This is a genomic window from Devosia sp. Root635, assembly GCF_001427605.1.
Classification (GTDB): Bacteria; Pseudomonadota; Alphaproteobacteria; order Rhizobiales; family Devosiaceae; genus Devosia.
Genome location: NZ_LMGZ01000003.1, coordinates 46,770 through 62,885, shown reverse-complemented (window position 1 = coordinate 62,885; position 16,116 = coordinate 46,770). Strand labels below are relative to the sequence as shown.

14 protein-coding genes are annotated in these 16,116 nt (G+C 66.1%); 9 read left to right on the top strand and 5 right to left on the bottom strand.

From position 1 onward, the window contains the following. Positions 1-42: 42 nt before the first annotated feature. On the bottom strand, positions 43-333 hold the full coding sequence (locus ASD80_RS18420; protein ID WP_082555023.1) for a PAAR domain-containing protein: 291 nt from the start codon (positions 331-333) through the stop codon (positions 43-45). 132 nt (positions 334-465) lie between these two features. Here ASD80_RS18420 and tssK point away from each other — a divergent pair, with 132 nt between their 5' ends. The 4 genes from tssK to tagF all read left to right on the top strand — a co-directional run bounded on the left by tssK (position 466) and on the right by tagF (position 7,590). Beyond that, complete coding sequence (tssK, locus tag ASD80_RS02945) at positions 466-1,869, top strand: type VI secretion system baseplate subunit TssK (RefSeq protein ID WP_320410337.1); 1,404 nt, start codon at positions 466-468, stop codon at positions 1,867-1,869. Then, the gene (gene tssL / locus ASD80_RS02940; RefSeq protein ID WP_056228723.1) at positions 1,866-3,371 is read left to right on the top strand and encodes a type VI secretion system protein TssL, long form; all 1,506 of its coding nucleotides are present in this window, start codon (positions 1,866-1,868) and stop codon (positions 3,369-3,371) included. The genes tssK and tssL overlap by 4 nt, the downstream gene beginning before the upstream one ends. 33 nt (positions 3,372-3,404) lie before the next feature. Further along, positions 3,405-6,971 carry a type VI secretion system membrane subunit TssM gene (tssM, locus tag ASD80_RS02935; RefSeq protein ID WP_056228720.1) on the top strand — a complete coding sequence of 1,189 codons (3,567 nt, stop codon included), beginning with the start codon at positions 3,405-3,407 and terminating at the stop codon, positions 6,969-6,971. Positions 6,972-7,038: 67 nt separating this feature from the next. Further along, the gene (tagF, locus tag ASD80_RS02930) at positions 7,039-7,590 is read left to right on the top strand and encodes a type VI secretion system-associated protein TagF (RefSeq protein ID WP_056228718.1); all 552 of its coding nucleotides are present in this window, start codon (positions 7,039-7,041) and stop codon (positions 7,588-7,590) included. On the opposite strand, the gene ASD80_RS02925 is transcribed toward tagF, so the two are convergent. Beyond that, positions 7,587-9,068: a class I SAM-dependent methyltransferase gene (locus ASD80_RS02925; RefSeq protein WP_056228715.1), complete on the bottom strand. Its 1,482-nt coding sequence runs from the start codon at positions 9,066-9,068 to the stop codon at positions 7,587-7,589. The genes tagF and ASD80_RS02925 overlap by 4 nt on opposite strands. Before the next feature lie 62 nt (positions 9,069-9,130). Further along, positions 9,131-9,565, bottom strand: coding sequence for a DUF1036 domain-containing protein (locus ASD80_RS02920; protein WP_244488924.1), 435 nt, complete (start codon positions 9,563-9,565; stop codon positions 9,131-9,133). Between the two features lie 142 nt (positions 9,566-9,707). Here ASD80_RS02920 and ASD80_RS02915 point away from each other — a divergent pair, with 142 nt between their 5' ends. Genes ASD80_RS02915 through ASD80_RS02895 form a run of 5 tightly spaced genes read left to right on the top strand, consistent with a single transcriptional unit; the run spans position 9,708 to position 13,118 of the window. After that, positions 9,708-10,145, top strand: a complete 438-nt coding sequence (locus ASD80_RS02915; protein ID WP_056228712.1) for a hypothetical protein — start codon at positions 9,708-9,710, stop codon at positions 10,143-10,145. Between the two features lie 36 nt (positions 10,146-10,181). Beyond that, complete coding sequence (locus ASD80_RS02910) at positions 10,182-10,802, top strand: MotA/TolQ/ExbB proton channel family protein (protein ID WP_082555013.1); 621 nt, start codon at positions 10,182-10,184, stop codon at positions 10,800-10,802. 17 nt (positions 10,803-10,819) lie between these two features. Next, complete coding sequence (locus ASD80_RS02905) at positions 10,820-11,242, top strand: ExbD/TolR family protein (protein WP_056228708.1); 423 nt, start codon at positions 10,820-10,822, stop codon at positions 11,240-11,242. Next, positions 11,239-11,676: an ExbD/TolR family protein gene (locus ASD80_RS02900; protein WP_156460300.1), complete on the top strand. Its 438-nt coding sequence runs from the start codon at positions 11,239-11,241 to the stop codon at positions 11,674-11,676. The genes ASD80_RS02905 and ASD80_RS02900 overlap by 4 nt, the downstream gene beginning before the upstream one ends. Further along, on the top strand, positions 11,673-13,118 hold the full coding sequence (locus ASD80_RS02895) for a hypothetical protein (RefSeq protein ID WP_156460299.1): 1,446 nt from the start codon (positions 11,673-11,675) through the stop codon (positions 13,116-13,118). Before ASD80_RS02900 ends, ASD80_RS02895 begins: the two co-directional genes overlap by 4 nt. Before the next feature lie 5 nt (positions 13,119-13,123). Here the strand turns inward: ASD80_RS02895 and ASD80_RS02890 are convergent, their stop codons facing one another. Next, entirely contained in the window at positions 13,124-15,121 is a 1,998-nt protein-coding gene (locus ASD80_RS02890) for a serine/threonine-protein kinase (protein ID WP_056228701.1), read from the bottom strand. Positions 15,122-15,133: 12 nt separating this feature from the next. Then, on the bottom strand, positions 15,134-15,898 hold the full coding sequence (locus ASD80_RS02885) for a PP2C family protein-serine/threonine phosphatase (RefSeq protein ID WP_056228698.1): 765 nt from the start codon (positions 15,896-15,898) through the stop codon (positions 15,134-15,136). Positions 15,899-16,116: the final 218 nt, after the last annotated feature.

Sequence of the window (16,116 nt, the reverse complement as noted above, 5' to 3'; positions counted from 1 at the left end):
CCAGACCGTGGGCCGCACGGTCGCCGGTCTACCAAAGCGTGTCTAGCCGCCGATCAATACCGTCGGGGCGCCTGCGACGATCACGCCGCCATGCGCGGTCGAGTCGCCTATTCTTGCTGCCGGACTTCCTGCGATGAGTACGGTCGCCGATCCCTTGATGATGCTGTCGGGCGGGCCGACGCAAACACACATGTCTCCCATGCGCGCCGCGGGCGCCCCCGAGACCAGAACCGTCGGAGCCCCGACCACGATGGGGCCGCCGACATGCGGCACCAGTGCGGTCACCATCGGGCAGACATGCAGGTCGCCGATCCTTGCAGACGGACTGGACATGATCGACCTCCGTTTCGGCAGCAACACTAGCGCCACCTTGTTACCATCTGCAAGGGCAGCCCTGCTTGCTGGCTTTCATCAATTGCGCGCAAACAAGACTATTGCGGCCTGCATGGTCGTAGGCGACTATCCATGACAACGTCGTTGCTTGGTCTTATCGTTGGCGCCGAAGCATGGTGCCTTGATCTTGGGGTGGTGCAGCCGATGTCGCGTTACAGCAAGGTGACCTGGTCCGAGGGGCTGTTCCTGCGCCAGCACCATTTGCAGCAGGCCGATCGATACACCGAGCAACTGGTCGAGAATCGCGCGCGCTACGCGAGCCCCTATCCGTGGGGCTTTGCCACGCTGGAGATCGACACCGACCTGTCGCAGCGCAACAAGTTCGGCCTGCGCCGCGTCAGCGGCATTTTTCAGGATGGCACGCCGTTCGACATGCCCGGCACCTCGCCCCTGCCCGAGCCCATCGATGTGCCCGAGGGATCCGACAAGCTCTCGGTCTGGCTGACGGTCCCCGCCGCCATGGCCGGCGGACGCGAGGTCGACATGGCGGACAATGCCAGCGGCAGCCGTTTCGTCCGCGAGTTGGAAACGATCACCGATTCGACCTCCAGCATGCATGTCGAGCAGGAGATAGAGGTCGCCCATCTGCGGGTGGCCTATGATATCGGCAAGACGGCCAGGTCGGGATTCCATTGCCTCAAGCTCGCGCGGATCCTCGAAGTGCGGGACAAGTCGGTCCTTTTCGACCCCGCATTCGCGCCGCCAGCGCTGGTGACCCATGCGCATCCGGTCATTGCCGGCTGGGTGGATCGGGCGATCGGCTGGATGGATACCAAGCTCGAATCCCTGTCGCGCTATGCCGCCGACCCGAGTTCCGGCGGGGGGCTGCAGACCGTCGACTATTTCATGCTGCAGACGCTCAATCGCGAGATCAACGTCCTCAAGCACCTGCGCAATTCGCGCTATGTCCATCCCGAGCGGCTCTATTCGGAACTGCTGCGGCTGGCCGGGGAGCTGTGGACCTTCTCGCCGAGCCGGCTGGCTCCGGCATATCCGGCCTATGACCAGGATGAGCTGGCAAACACCTTCGAGCCGTTGCTTGCCGATATCCAGCGGCTGCTGAGCATCGATGTCGGCCGCGCCGTTCATCTCGACCTGACGCTGCTGGCGCCCAATGCCTATGGCGCCACGGTCACCGACCGCACGCTGTTCCGCAACGCGACCTTCGTGATCGAGGTGGCTGCAGACATGCCGCTCACCCAGATTCAGCAGCAGTTCCCGGCCTTGTGCAAGATCGGCCCCAATACGCGGATGACCGATATCGTGCAGACGCACCTGCCTGGCATCGACATCATCCATATGCCGACGCCGCCGCGGCAGATCCGCTCGGTCACCGATCACGTTTATTTCTATCTCGACAAGTCTTCCAGCCTGTGGCCCGAATTCAGCACCGCCAGCGGCATGGGGCTGCACTTTGCCGGTGAGTGGCCCAATCTGAAGCTCGAATTGTGGGCGATCATGGAAAATCGCCAATGAGCGACCGCGACAATCCATTCGGATCGGGCGGCAAGACCGTCATTCGCCCCAATCCGGGGGGCGCGCGCCCCGCCGCGCCGCAACCCGCCGGCTGGCCCGCGCCGGCCCCCGGACAAGGCTTCGATCCGCGCGTGAACGCCGCTCCCGGCGCCGCGGCCGGACAAAATCCCGGCATGCCCGGTCAGGCGCAGGACGACTGGGTTCGCATGACCAATCCCGCCCCGATATCGCCGGACCCGGCTGGCGCCGCCCCGCCGAGCCAGAAGATACCGCTGGAAGTGGCGCTCAATGTTCAGGATCGGCGCGACGTGCCTTCGGCCAATCCGATCATGGCCGCGGCAACGCCGCTGCTGGTGCTTCTGGGCCGGTTGCGCATGATGATCGTCGATGTGCAGGCCGTGCCCCTGATGACCAATGTCGCCAGCAAGATTCAGGAATTCGAGCGGACCGTCCTGGCTGCGGGGGTCGATGCGCAGGATGCGCGGATCGCAAAATATGCCCTGTGCGGCACTGCGGACGACATCGTGCAGAACCTGCCAGGCGCGGATCGCCATGTCTGGCTGCAATACAGCATGCTGGCGCAGTTCTTCCAGGTGCGGACCTCCGGCGTCGGCTTCTACGAGGAACTGGCCAAGATCCTGCACAATCCCGCGCCGCGCTACGATCTTCTCGAGTTGATGTATGCCTGCCTGTCCCTTGGCTTCGAAGGGCAGTATCGCGGCTCACAGAACGGCGCCAGCGAATTGCAGCGGGTGCGGCGCGACGTGTACCAGACCCTGCGCCACCTGCGCGCCCGCAGCGATGACGATATCTCCCCGCACTGGCGCGGCCTCAATCTCAAGATGGCCAACCTGACGTCACGCGTGCCCATCTGGGCTATCGTGAGCGTTCTCGCCGTCATTCTCGTCGGGGTGTTCTTCCTGTTGCGCGTGCTGCTCGGCAATAATGCCGACCTGCTGGCCGACCGGCTCGCCGCGCTTCATTCGGGGCCCCAGGTCGCGCTCGAGCGCGCGGCATTCACCCCGGCCGTCATTCCCGATGTTCGTGACGAAACCCAGATCGAGCGCATCCGCGCCGCGCTGGCCGAGGATATCGCGGCCGGTGGCGTTGCCGTCGACACCGTCGGCGACCAGATCGTCGTCAATATCAGCAATACCCTGCTCTTTGCTTCCGGCAGCGCCGATGTCGTTCCCGAATTCGCCGATCTGGGCGCCCGCATCGCGCTTGCCCTGCAGAACGAGCCCGGCACGATCAGCGTCATCGGCCACACCGACAGCGTCAAGCCGTCGGCTGGCGGCCGCTTCAAGTCCAACCACGACCTGTCCGTCGCGCGCGCGGAATCGGTGCGGACGGCGCTGGCCGCCACGCTGACCGACGAGACCCGTCTGCTGGTGGAGGGACGGGGCGATCTCGAACCGGTCGGCGACAACGCCACGGCCGAGGGCAGGGCCCTTAACCGCCGGGTGGAAATCATGATTCCGCGTGAGGAGACACTGCAATGATCGCGTCCGACCCTGCCGGTATCGTTCGCTGACATGAATACGCTCCTCCGCCTCGCCCTTGTCCTGGTCGGCCTTCTGGCGCTTGCCGCCGTGGTGTGGTTCGCCACGCCCTTCATCGCCTTTGGCGGCGTGGCGCCATTCGATCCGATCTGGGTGCGCCTGGTGATCATCGGCGTCATCGTGCTGCTGGTGGGCGGGTTCTATGCTTTTCGCTGGTGGCGTGGCCGCAAGGCGGCGGAAGCGCTCGAAGAGGGGTTGGTCGTGCCCGAAGAGGGCGTCACCGATGGCCAGGTGCTGTCCGAGCGCATGACCGAAGCGCTCCAGACCATCAAGGCCTCGACCGGGCGCCGGAACTACCTCTACGTTCTGCCCTGGTACATCATCGTGGGCCCGCCCAATGCCGGCAAGACCACGGCATTGCTCAATTCGGGCATCAAGTTTCCGCTGGCCGAGGCCAATGGCGGCGCCCCGCTGGCCGGCAGCGGCGGCACCCGCTATTGCGACTGGTGGTTCACCGAGGAAGCCGTGCTGATCGATACGGCCGGCCGCTACACGACCCAGGATTCCGACCCCGGTGCCGATCGCAAGAGCTGGCTGTCCTTCCTCGGCCTGCTCAAGAAATACCGGCCTAAGCAGCCGATCAATGGCGTCATCGTCGCGATCAGCCTCGAAGACGTGATGCGGCTTTCCCCCGAAGAGCTGTCGGCCCACGCCACCGCCATCCGCAAGCGCCTTGTCGAAGTCCACCAGGAACTGCGGGTCGATTTTCCGGTCTACATGCTGTTCACCAAGGCCGACCTCGTGGCCGGCTTCAGCGACTATTTCGGCAATTTCACCGAGAGCCGCCGCCGCAAGGTCTGGGGCGCGACCTTCCAGACCGAGGATCGTCGCAAGAACATGGTCGGGCAGGTGCCCGAGCAATTCGATGCCCTGACCAGGCGCCTGACCGAAGAACTGTCCGATCGCATGCAGGAGGAGCCCGATCCGGTTTCCCGCATCGCGATCTTCGGCTTCCCCGAGCAGTTCGCTTTGCTCAAGGATCGGGTGTCCGGCCTGCTGCGCGAAATCTTCGAGCCCAGCCGCTACCAGGTGAATGCCAATCTGCGGGGCTTCTACTTCTCGTCCGGAACCCAGGAAGGCACGCCGTTCGATCAGGTGCTGGGGGCGCTCGATCGGGCCGGCGGGGGCGCTTCGCCGGGCGCCGGCCACATGTCCGGCCGCGGGCGCAGCTTCTTCCTGCATGACCTCATCAAGTCGGTCATTTTCTCCGAGACGGGCTGGGTTTCGACCGACATGGGCGCCATGCGCCTGTCGGCCATCCTGCGCTACGGGGCGCTGACTGCCGCCGTGGTGGCCGCGCTCGGGCTGGCCGGCCTGTGGGGTTGGAGCTATTTTTCCAATACGACGCTCATCGCCAATACCGACCAGTTCGTCAGCGACTACCGCGTCAATGCCAATGACCTGCTGACGGCATCGTCGGTCTCGGATTCCGAGGTGATGTCGGTGCTGCCGGCGCTGGACATGATGCGCAACAATCCGGTCGGCTACGCCCATCTGGGCGAAGGCACGCCGATGGGCGAGACCTTCGGCCTCAGCCAGCGCGACCGGCTCGCCGCGTCGTCCGAGGCCGCCTATCGCCAGGCGTTGGAGCGCACCTTGCGTTCGCGCCTGATCCTGCGCGTCGAGGCCCAGCTCGAGGCCAGCCTCAATGATCCGATCCAGGCCTATGAGGCGCTCAAGGTCTACATGATGCTGGGCGGCAAGGCGCCGGTGACCGATGACGACTACATCGAGTCCTGGTTCAGCCAGGATTGGGAGCAAAACCTCTATCCGGGCCCCAACAATAAGGCCGCCCGTGATGCCCTGACGCAGCACCTCGAAGCCATGCTGCACCTGGATGACGGCAAGCAGCCGTCCTTCGAGCTCAATGGACTGCTGATCGACTCGGCGCAGCGCACCCTGACGCGCCTGACGCTGGCCGACCAGGCCTATGAATATCTCAAGTCCCTGCCCCCTGCCGTGCCGATCGAGGATTTCAACGTAGCGGACCGCTCAGGCCCGGAATCGGCGCTGGTCTTCGAGACCGTGGATGGCAGCGACTATGCCGCGCTGACCGTACCGGCGCTCTTCACCTATCGCGGCTTCCACGAGCATTTCCTGGCCGAGCTGGCCTCCATCGCCGACCAGTTGGCCAGTGAGCAATGGGTGCGCGGCGAGGTTGGCCAGTCCATGGTGACCGAGAGCGAGTTCCAGGGGCTCGGCCCCAAGCTGCTGGCACTGTACTCGGCCGATTTCCTGGCCAACTGGAACCGGGTGCTCGACAATATCAAGCTCAAGGCGCTTCCGGGCGAAAAGCCGGACTACATCATCCTGTCGGTGGCGTCCAACAAGGCCTCCTCGCCGATCAAGACGCTGGTCCAGGCCATCGCGCAGGAGACGGCGCTGACGCGCGAGGCGCCGGCAGAGCAACCGGCCGATGGCAACCTCGATGCCGCCCTCGACCAGGCCACCGCGCTGGCGACCCAGCAGATCACCAACCGCGCCGGCGGGCTGGCGCGCATCGGCATCAATCTGGCGCTCAAGGGCGATGGCCGGCCGGGCGATGCCCCGTCGGCGCCACAGGTGCCCGGCGCCAATATCGAAGCGCAGTTCAAGCAATATGCGCTGCTCCTCGATGGCGCCCCGCCGCCGATCGACCTGGTGCTCGACAGCCTCAACGAGATCTATCGCAACCTGGTCGTGGCGGCGATGACCCCGTCGCAGGCCGCCCAGGCCATCGCCGCGACCCAGTTGCATGTCGCCAATCTCAGCATGAGCGCATCCCGCCTGCCGGGGCCGTTCCAGCGCATGGTCAGCGCCGCGGTCAGCGACCTTGAAGGCGATGCCGCCGGCTCGAGCCTCGCCCAGCTCAATGACAAGCTGGCCGGCACGGTCACCCGCCTTTGCGAGCAACTGACCTCCAATCTCTACCCCTTTGCCAGCGGCAGCGAACGCGATCTGCCCATGGCCGATTTTGCCCGCCTGTTTGCCCCCAACGGGGTCATGGACCGGTTCTTCGCCGAAAATCTGCTGCCGCTGGCCGATATGAGCGGCGAGGTCTGGACGTGGAAGGAGGATACCGCGCTGGGCCGCGAACTCTCTAATTCTGCCTTGCGCGAATTCCAGCGCGCCGCGCAGATCCGCGATGCCTTCTTCCCACCCGGAGCCTCGGCGCCGCAGGTGACGCTGACCATCAGCCATGCCTCGCTGCATGCGGCCGCGCAGATGGCGCTGCTCGATATCAATGGCCAGGTTATTCAGACCCAGCAGACCGGCAATGTTCCCGTCACCGTCCAATGGCCCGGAAGCACTGGCGGCGGCAGCGTAACGCTGAGCATCCAGCCGGAATTGCAGGGGCGGAGTTCCACCTATTCGGACAGCCGGCCCTGGGCACTGATGCGGTTGATTTCGCAGGGCGCGGTGACACGGAGCGGCGATAGCCTGCAGGTGCGGTTCCTGCTCGGCGGGCGGGATGTGTCCTACAACATCCAGGTCGGCACGATCTTCAACCCGTTCTTCCTGCCGGCGCTTTCGGAATTCTCCTGCCCCACGGGTCTCTAGAGCAAGGTGCGAAAAAGTGGGAACCGGTTTTTCGCAAGCAGCCTTGCGACAAGATAGGCCCTAGCAGATGGGCTTCGGCTTTTTTGGCAAGGTGCCGCAAAAGGGCGACTACCTCGCCCTCAACCTGCCGCCGGCCGTGCTTGGCCCGGTGGAAACCTGGCTGGCCGCGGCGTTGGCGGCATCGAGGGCCGAGCTTGGTCCTGCCTGGCAGGATCATTATCTGGTGGCGCCGATCTGGCGTTTCTGGCTGCCGCCATCCGCCCTCGGCCTCGGCTGCGCTGGCAGCATCATGTCGTCGGTCGATATCGGCGGCCGCTACTTTCCCGCGACCATTATCTATGTCGCCAGCAAGGCGCGGGCGCTGGCCCCGCCCCAGGAATGGGACAGTGCTGGCTGGTACCACGCCATCGACCAGCGCCTGCTGACCATCCTGGCGGCGCAGGACGACACCTATCTGCCCAACCTGCTGCAAGGCCTGCCACCCCCGGCCGCCTTCGACTCCAGCGAGACCCGCAGTCACTGGTGGCGCGGCACGCCGGACACGGAAGGCTTCGCCACGTTCCAGGCCGATGGCCTGCCCCCTCCCGCCCGCTATGCGCGTATGCTGGCCGGACCCTAGGCCTCCAGCATGCGGTGGCGGGCGAAATAGGTCAGGGCCTCGTCGATTTTGGCGCGGTCGATCGGCATGTCGAACAGTTCCGCCATGGCCATGGCCAGCTCATCACGGCTGCGCGTGCCGTCGCAGAGCGCCATCAGGGTGCGGCTGACGATGTTTTCCTCCACGAGCCGTCTGTGCCGGAGCGAGATGGCGACCTCGCCATTCATCAGCATGGAACGGATCAACGCGCCGGCCCGCGGATAGTCGCCCGCCGCGGTGACGAAACGCTGCGGCGTGGCATGCACGTCGATCAGGGCCATCGTGCCCAGCTTCAGCAGGATTGCGCCCAGCATATCGGGGGGCAGCCCGGTCGCGTCGGCGAGCTGGTCGAACATGCGTTCGTCGGGCGCGGCGTCGAGCAGTTCATCGATCACGCCGATCGTGGCCGCATCGCGCACGATGACGAAATTGGACGGGCCGAACGTGTAGCGGAAGCCGGCACCGGCCTCGTCCTCGACCGGCTCGCGTGTGCCCGAATAGCCGAAGGACAAGCTGCGGACGGCTTCGCTCCATTCCAGCCGTGGCGGTGGCGCATCCGCCCGCACCAGCATTTCGCGACGGAAGACATGGGCGCCCCGCAAGGCAAAGACCAGCTCGCTGCGCCGGACGATATCGTCGCCGCAGGCTTCGACGGTGGCGCGGGCCTCGTCGTCCAGGTCGCCGACGAACATGTCGTACATCGCCGCATCGCCCGCCCGCACCAGGCCGTGTTCGGCTGCCGCGGCGCCGAAGGCATCGAGTGAAACCGGCGCATAGAATTCCGCCAGCCAGTCGTGGAAGAAATAGCCCGGCTCGAAATCGGGCAGGTCATTGATCAACTGGTCCAACTGCCCGGCCAGCCGCGATTCGGGCCGCTGGTTGCGCTTGAGCATGGCGAGCAGCCGCACCGCCTTCTCGCTCCTGGCTTCGAGCCCCTCCACGCCGGCCAGTTCGCGCATCAGGAAGTCGTGGATATAGGCCTTGGGCGCCGCCGCGGGCAGGGCGTCGAAACTGACATAGGCGACCCCACCGGGCGCCAGCCGCCTGCCGATGAGTTCGAGCAGGGCAGGACGGACATGCTGCGGTATCCAGGTATAGACGCCGTGGGACACGATGTAGTCGAACTTTTCGCCCTCGCGCGGATAGTCGAGAATGTCGCCGGCCTGGATGTCGACATTGGCAAGGCCGGCGGCGGCGGCGATGGTCGCGCCGCGCGCCGCGGCCGCGCTCGACAGGTCGAACCCGACATGCCGGCCCTCCGGCGTCACGGCGCCGATGCCGATCAGGTTGTAGCCATCGCCACAGCCGATTTCGAGATAAGAAGCGGTTTGGGGTCGCGGGGCGCGCCAGCCATGCATCGCCCCGGCCGCTCCCAGCCGATCAGGCGTCAGCATCGACAGGATCGGCGCGGGATAGGCCACTTCGTCATAGGCAAATGCCGCCGGCTTTCCATCGCCCATTCCGCACCCCCAATCCAATGATCCCGATCATGCCCGGCTCCGTCCGCCGCGGCAATCGGGCTTTATTGCGGCGTTGAATCGGTGAGAAACAGCGTCCATCGCGCCACCTGCTGGGTGTCGACTTCGAGAAAATCGGCCTCGATATGCCCGCGCTGCCAGCAGGTTCGGCTGCCATCGATGACGAAGCGCTTGGGATCGATGCACATCGGCGTCGATCCTTCCAGGATGGGCTGGCCGAACACGTCGTTGGCATAGACGTAGACGTAGCGATATTGCAGGTCGCCGCGGATCGTGGTGGCGCATTGGTTCGATCCGATGGTCCACCAGCCCTCGGTGCGAAACTGGGTGTCCCCCTGCTGCCCGATGGCCACGTTGACCACGTCGAGCGTCTGGTTGCAGACCATGAACTCGGCGCGCGCCGGCCCGGCCCACAGCAGCGACAATATCGCTGCGGCGAGCAGCAGTCCGGGCGATAATCTGGTCCGGTTGGCAGGCAAGGCAGGAGGCCTTTCATTGGGCGAACAGTGGCGCGCCGCCAAGTGTTACCGCGAAACTGTCGCCTTGCGCCATGCAACGGCACTTTTCTTCGAGCGGGAAGACTGTAGAGTATCGGGCGAGCGTGGATGTCGGAGGAACAACATGCACAGACTTGCCTATGCCGCGACAATCGCCCTGGCCAGCCTCATGCCGGCAGCCGCGCAGGACACGGCGGCCGGCAAGCTGCATATCGAGCTCAACAATGCCCAGACCATTGACGGCGCCTGCCAGCTGACCTTCGTCATGCTCAACAAGACCGGTACGACCATCGAAAAGAGCGCCTACAACATGGCGGTGGTCAATACGGACCAGCAGGTCGCGACCCTGATAACCTTCGAGTTTCGTCCGTTGGTGCCCGGCCAGACCAAGGTGCAGCAATTCGCCCTGCCGGGTCTTGCCTGCGAGGCGATCGCGGGCCTGCTGATCAACGATTTCACCACCTGCGACACGGCCGAAGGCCCCAGCCCGCTGTGTGAGACGGCCATCGAGCAATCGACCGCCACCCCCATCGCTTTCCCGTGGAATCTGGCGATCGATTAAATCGATCGCATACGCGCATAGGACGGGCGAACCGAAGTGTTGGACATCATTCTCTCCCAGTTGGGCACTATCGGCGGTCCGGTCCTGATCGCGCTCCTGGCGGTGTCGGTCGCCGCGATGGCAACCACGATCTTCAAGCTCGTCGAATTCGCCATGCTCGGCCTCGGTCGGCACGGGCCGGCGCAGTCGGCCATGGCCCTTTGGCTGGCTGGCGACGCCGCGGGCGCCATCGAGCGGCTGGCACAGGACAATGCTGCCCTGTCCCGCGTGGTGCGCGTCGCCATGACCGCCTATGCCCAGCAACCGGGCGCGCCCGAGCGAGCGCAGCAGATGGCGGTTATCGAGGCGCAGACGACGCTGGCGCAGGCCGGGCGCTTCCTGCGCCTCGTCGAGGCGGTGGTCCAGGCCGCGCCCATGCTTGGGCTGCTGGGCACGGTGCTCGGCATGATCGAGGCCTTTGGCAAGGTGGCCCAGGGCAGCGGCGCGGCCGATCCATCGGCGCTGGCCAACGGCATCTGGATTGCGCTGACCACGACCGCGCTGGGGCTGGCGATTGCCATTCCATTCTACTTCATCTCGGTGTGGCTCGAAGGCTGGGTGGATGCCGAGCGTGCCGCCATGGATTTGGCCATTGCCCGGGTGACATTGGCCGGCTGACAGCGAGGAGGAGCGACGTGACCATCCTGCTGCCCGCGCCGCGCCGCCGCCGCTCCTACTTCATGCTGACGCCGCTGGTTGACGTCATGTTTCTACTGCTGATCTTCTTCATGCTGTCGTCCGAAACCGCGCTCTATACGTTGCTCCGCCTGACGGCGCAGACCGTGGTTGCTGATGAGAGTGCCGCCCCCGCTGCGGCGCCGGGCCCCGAACTGCTCGTCTCGATCGGCCGCAGCAGCACGCGCGTCAACGGCGTTGCCACGCCGATCTCCGACCTTGCCGAAACGCTGGCCCGCTACAAGGCGAGCGGCATCGCCACGGCGGCCCTGGTTGCCGGCAACGGCGCGGAAGCCCAGGACATTGTCGCCGTGATCGAGCTGTTCGAGGCCGCCGAATTTGGCCAGGTCCGCCTGATCGCCAACGCGGCCGCGGCGCCATGAGCGGCGCGCGGCCCGCCATGTTCCTGCTCAATGGCCGTCGCCCGCGCCAGCGCATGGAATTTGCGCTGCCCACCATCAACGTCATCTTCCTGCTCATCCTGTATTTCCTCTCGGCCGGAACCCTCGCCGAACAGGCCGAACTGAGCGTGCCCCCGCCCCAGACCGTGCAGGTGCCCGATGAACGCCTGCCACGCCCCCTTCTGGTGGTCGACGCGGATCAGGTGATGGCCCTGGACGGGGTAGTTGTCGCAGACGCCGATATTGCTGACGCGAGCCTGGCGGCGATCGAGGCCACAGGGGCGGGCGAACTCAACCTGCTGGTTCCGCGCAATATGGCCGCAGCGCCGTTCCTTGCGCTTCTCGCCAGGCTCGACGCGGCCGGTGTGCCGGTCCGGCTGGTGACCGTGGAGCGTCCGGCGGAGGTGGCGCCGTGACCCGCGCCGCGCTTTGGCTCTGGCCCGTCTCCATCGTTTCCGCTTTGGCTTTTCACGCCGGTCTCGCAGTGCTCCTCTCGGGCGGCCACGCCGAGGCTGCAGTGGCGGCGCCCGAACTCCGCATCACTATCTCCGCCGCGCCCCAGGCGGGCGTGGCCGCCGTCCCCACGACCAGTGCAGTCGCCGTGGCCGTTCCGGCCGCCAGCGCCGTTGCCGGCACGGAAAACACCGCCCGGCCGGTCGAGGCGGCGCGTGCCGAGCCCGTCGCGCCGCTGGCCGCTCCGGTGGCGCCTGCAACGGCTCAGTCGGTAGCGGCTCCCGTGGCGGCCGCTTCGGGCCAGCAGGCGGTGCTGGCAGCGGAAATTGCTGCGCCGGTCGCAAGCGCTCCGGCCCCCGGCAATGCTGCGTCCGTTTTGGCGCCGCTGGCTGCCGTTTCCGTGGCGACGCCGTTCACGCCTGCCGCGCCGATTGCGGCGTCGGCCGTGTCCTTGCCGGTGACGCCGGTGGGTGTTGCTGCACCGGACATCGTCGCGACCACAGGGCCGGCAGTGGCCGTGGCGGTTCCTACCGCACCAGCCGTCACCGCCATGACGGCCGGCACCGTCCCGACAATTGCAGCCAGCATTGCCCCGGCCGGCGCGCCGGCCCCTGCTTCAGCGCCCAGCGTGGCATCCTCCGGCACCGGCATCGCCCCGACCGTGGCGCCGACGGCTGCGGCGCCCGTCGCCCCGGCTCAATTGGTAGCCGCGACGGATAGCGTGGCCGAGCCCGTAACCGTCGTCGCCAGCCTGCCCGATGACGTCGTGGTCCTGCCACCTGAGCCGGATGGCATCCCGACAGCGAATGCGCTGGACCGGTTCGTGGCCGGATATGATGGCGGCACCTGCTTTGCCGCCAGCGTGGTGCGCGGCGAAACCCCCATGCTCGCTGCCTTCGCTCGTGACATGGTCGACAGCGTCGCCCTGCAACTCGCCCTCGGCGAGGCCTTCACCGAGACCGTCGATATCGATGGCTATCGTGTCGACAGCCGGCAATGCGGCGCGCTGGCCTTTGTCAGCAGGCTGCAGCAGGCGGCGGCTACCCCGATGGCGCTGGCGCTGGCCTCGCAGTCGATGGCCGATGGCGCTCATGTAACCGGCACGCTCGCCGCTCCCCCCGGCCAGCGGGTCTATCTCTTCGTCGTCGACGACGAAGGCCTGGTCTCCGATTCCGGCGCCTATCTGGCGGGGCAGGGCCCCGGCACGACTTTCTCTGTACCGGTCCATCTGACCGGCGACAGCCAGGCTCGCATCCAGTTGCTCATTGCGGTTTCGACCGATGCGGTGCTCGAGTCCGCGCCCGGCACGGCCAGCGTCGATGCCGGCACGTTTTTCGCCGACCTTGCCCCCCGGCTGGCGGGCCGCCCGGCCAGCGTGGCGATCGACGCCTTCATCGTGCGCTGATCTCTTCAGGGGCTCAGTTGCAGATACTGCGCATTGACCGAGACCTGGTTGGGTATTTTCGCCACGTCGAGCGCCAGTTGCGGCAGATAGGTCAGGGCATCGCTGCCCTCCAGTGGCGTCACCGCGCGGCCGGCGGGGAAGGCCACGGCCAGCAGGATGCCCGGAACAACCTGCTGCGTGCCGCTCAGGTTCAGTTCGAGCGTGAATTCGCCGGCGCCGCTCGCCGGCAGGGTACGGCTGATGTCATAGATGCCGCCCTCCTCATCGACCAGGAAAAGCCGGGTGTCCCGGCCCTGGCTGTTGGTCAGCGTTACGGGGAGCGCCACACCGTCACGCGCCATGCGGCTCGATAGGTCCAGCGACGGCCCCGGAATGGTGATCGGGTCGATGGCGCGCAAAAAGTCCGCCACCGCGCATTGGGCGGGCGTAATCGGTTGCAGCACGATATTGGGGGCTTTGCCGTTGAGCGCCGCAAATTCGGCGTCGAGCGGCTCGAAGACCGCGGCATTGGTCGCATAGCCTTCGACGGCCACCGTGTCTCCGGCCGGCGATACCGTTGCCATATGCTGGCAGGCCTGCATCGGGTAGTTGCCGACCCAGGCCATGCGTTGCGTCATCAGTTCTAGCGGCGAGAGGGTTGGGGGATCGAAAGTCGGTTCCTTCGGCCCCTCCGGTTGCGTTGGTTCCTCTGGCTGCGTCGGCTGCGTCACCTGCTCCGGCTGCGTTGGCTCCTCCGGTTGTGCCGGTTCCTCCGTCTGGTCAGGTTCGTCCGGTTGTGCCGGTGCCTCTGGCGGCGTCGGCTCAGCCGGCGGCGGCCCGAACCAGCCTTGCGTATAGGCCCAGCCCGCGGCGCCACCGGCCAGCAGCACCAGAATCAGCGCGGTGACCAGCGCTGGTGATTGCTGTCGCTCGGCCTGGGGCGGTGGCGGCGGTGGCGCAGTCTTGGGCGCGTCACCCGAGGGGGTGTAGCTGCCGAAGGGGCTTTCGCCCGCGCCGGCGGTTGGCCTGGTCGGGTCGAACAATGGCGGCTTGGCCGATGGCGGCGGCACGGCCGTTCGCGCCGTCACCGTCCGCGCCGTGGCGGCGCCGATCGCCGGTCCGGCCCAGGCATGGGTGTCGTCCTTGCGGCGGATCACGGTTTTCGTTTCGGCGGCGGGAGGGCGCTGCAACAGGTCGATCAAGGCGCCCATCCCGTTGGGCCGGGCCGTCGGCTCCGGTTGCAACATGGCCTCCAGCACGGCCTTGACCCCCGGATCGATAGCGCCGAGCTCGGGCACCGAGCGGCGCTTTTCCAGCACCTGGGCGTGCGAGCCGCTCATTTCGAGGGGGTGGCCGAGCACGGCCGCTGCCCCCACCAGGCCCAGGCTGTAAATGTCGGACTGCTGGGTGACCTCCCCGCCATAAAGGCCGAGCTGCTCGGGCGACACATAATTGTATTTGCCGGCAAAATTGCCCCCGAGCACCGTGCCCTCGCCGATTGTCGCCGCCTTGGCGATGCCGAAATCGATGATCCTGGCCAGCCGCACCTCGCCATTGGGCAGGATGATGTTGTCCGGCGACAGATCCCGATGCACCACGCCGAAGCTATGCGCCAGTTCCAGCCCGCCTGCCACGCGCAGCAGCATCTGCCGCACCGCTTGCGGCTCGATCGGCCCTTGCGCCAGCTTGTCGCTGAGCGGCATGCCATCGACGAAATCCATCACCAGATAGGGGCGGTCCATTTCCCGTTCGACGGTGAACAGGTGATAATGGACGATCGCGTCGTGCCGGAGGCGGCTGAGCACCGTCGCCTCCTTCTTGAACAGGGCCAGGATGGTTTCATCCCGCGCGAATTCGGGCAGCACCAGCTTGATGGCCACGGGTTCGCCCGTATGCACGTTGCGCGCCCGATAAACCTCGGCCATGCCGCCGAGCCCGATGTCGCCCTCGATCTCGTAGGTGTCGCTGAGCCGCGTTCCAGCCGGCAGGGACAGCGCGGGGTGGGCGGTATTTTCATCGGACATCAGGCAAACCCGTCACGCTAGCAATGCACCCATCGGCACGGTCAGTCCGCCGGCGCGGCAATTGATCACGATGACCGAAACATTATCGGTGGCGCCACGCTCGAGCGTGTGCTCGATGAGCAGGTCGCAGGCCGATTGCGACATGCGACCGGTAACGGCATTGAGGATATCCGCATCGGTGCAATGCGCCGTCAGGCCATCGCTGCACAATATGTAGCAATCGCCGAGTTCCACAACGCCATAGACAATGTCGATGTCGAGGTCCGGCTGCACGCCGACCGCGCGCGTGATCACGTTGCGGCCGGCAAAGTTCAGCGCTTCTTCGGCCGTCAGGACCCCGCTGTCGATCAGTTCCTGAACCTGCGAATGGTCCCGCGAGAGCTGTTCCATTCTGTGCTGCCGCACCCGATAGATGCGGCTGTCGCCGAGCCAGAGGCAGCGATACTGCTCCCCGTGGATCAATATGGCGGCAACCGTGGAGCCAACTGTCCCGCCCTGGTGGTCCTGCGCATAGGTCAGCAGGGCCTGGTTCGCCCGGTTCAGCCGGTCGACGAAGCGGGCATGCAGATCGGAGGCGGAGCTCGAAACCCCGATCGTCTCCATCTGCGACACGATCTCCCCGCTGGCCACCTCGCCGCCATTGTGGCCGCCCATCCCGTCGGCGACAAGCCACAGGCCGGCAGCGGGTTCCGCCAGGATCCGGTCTTCATTCAGCGCCCGGACGCGGCCCTGATGTGTCGCCGATCCGGAATCGAACACAAACGTCGAGCCAATCATGCTGCCTCGCAATGGACGCCGACAAACCCAGCAAGCCAGCCTAGCACACCTGCTGGCGGAGGCTACAGCATGTCTCCCGAAAGTGGGTGCCGGTTTCGGGACAAGGATAATCTGAAAGATCGCGAGGCGCTTTAGTCCGCGCCCACGGCCTATTGTGTGGCGTCTGCACGATAGCTGGGCTACTCGTTGCGGATCGCGTGGCTTACTTGAATAGACGG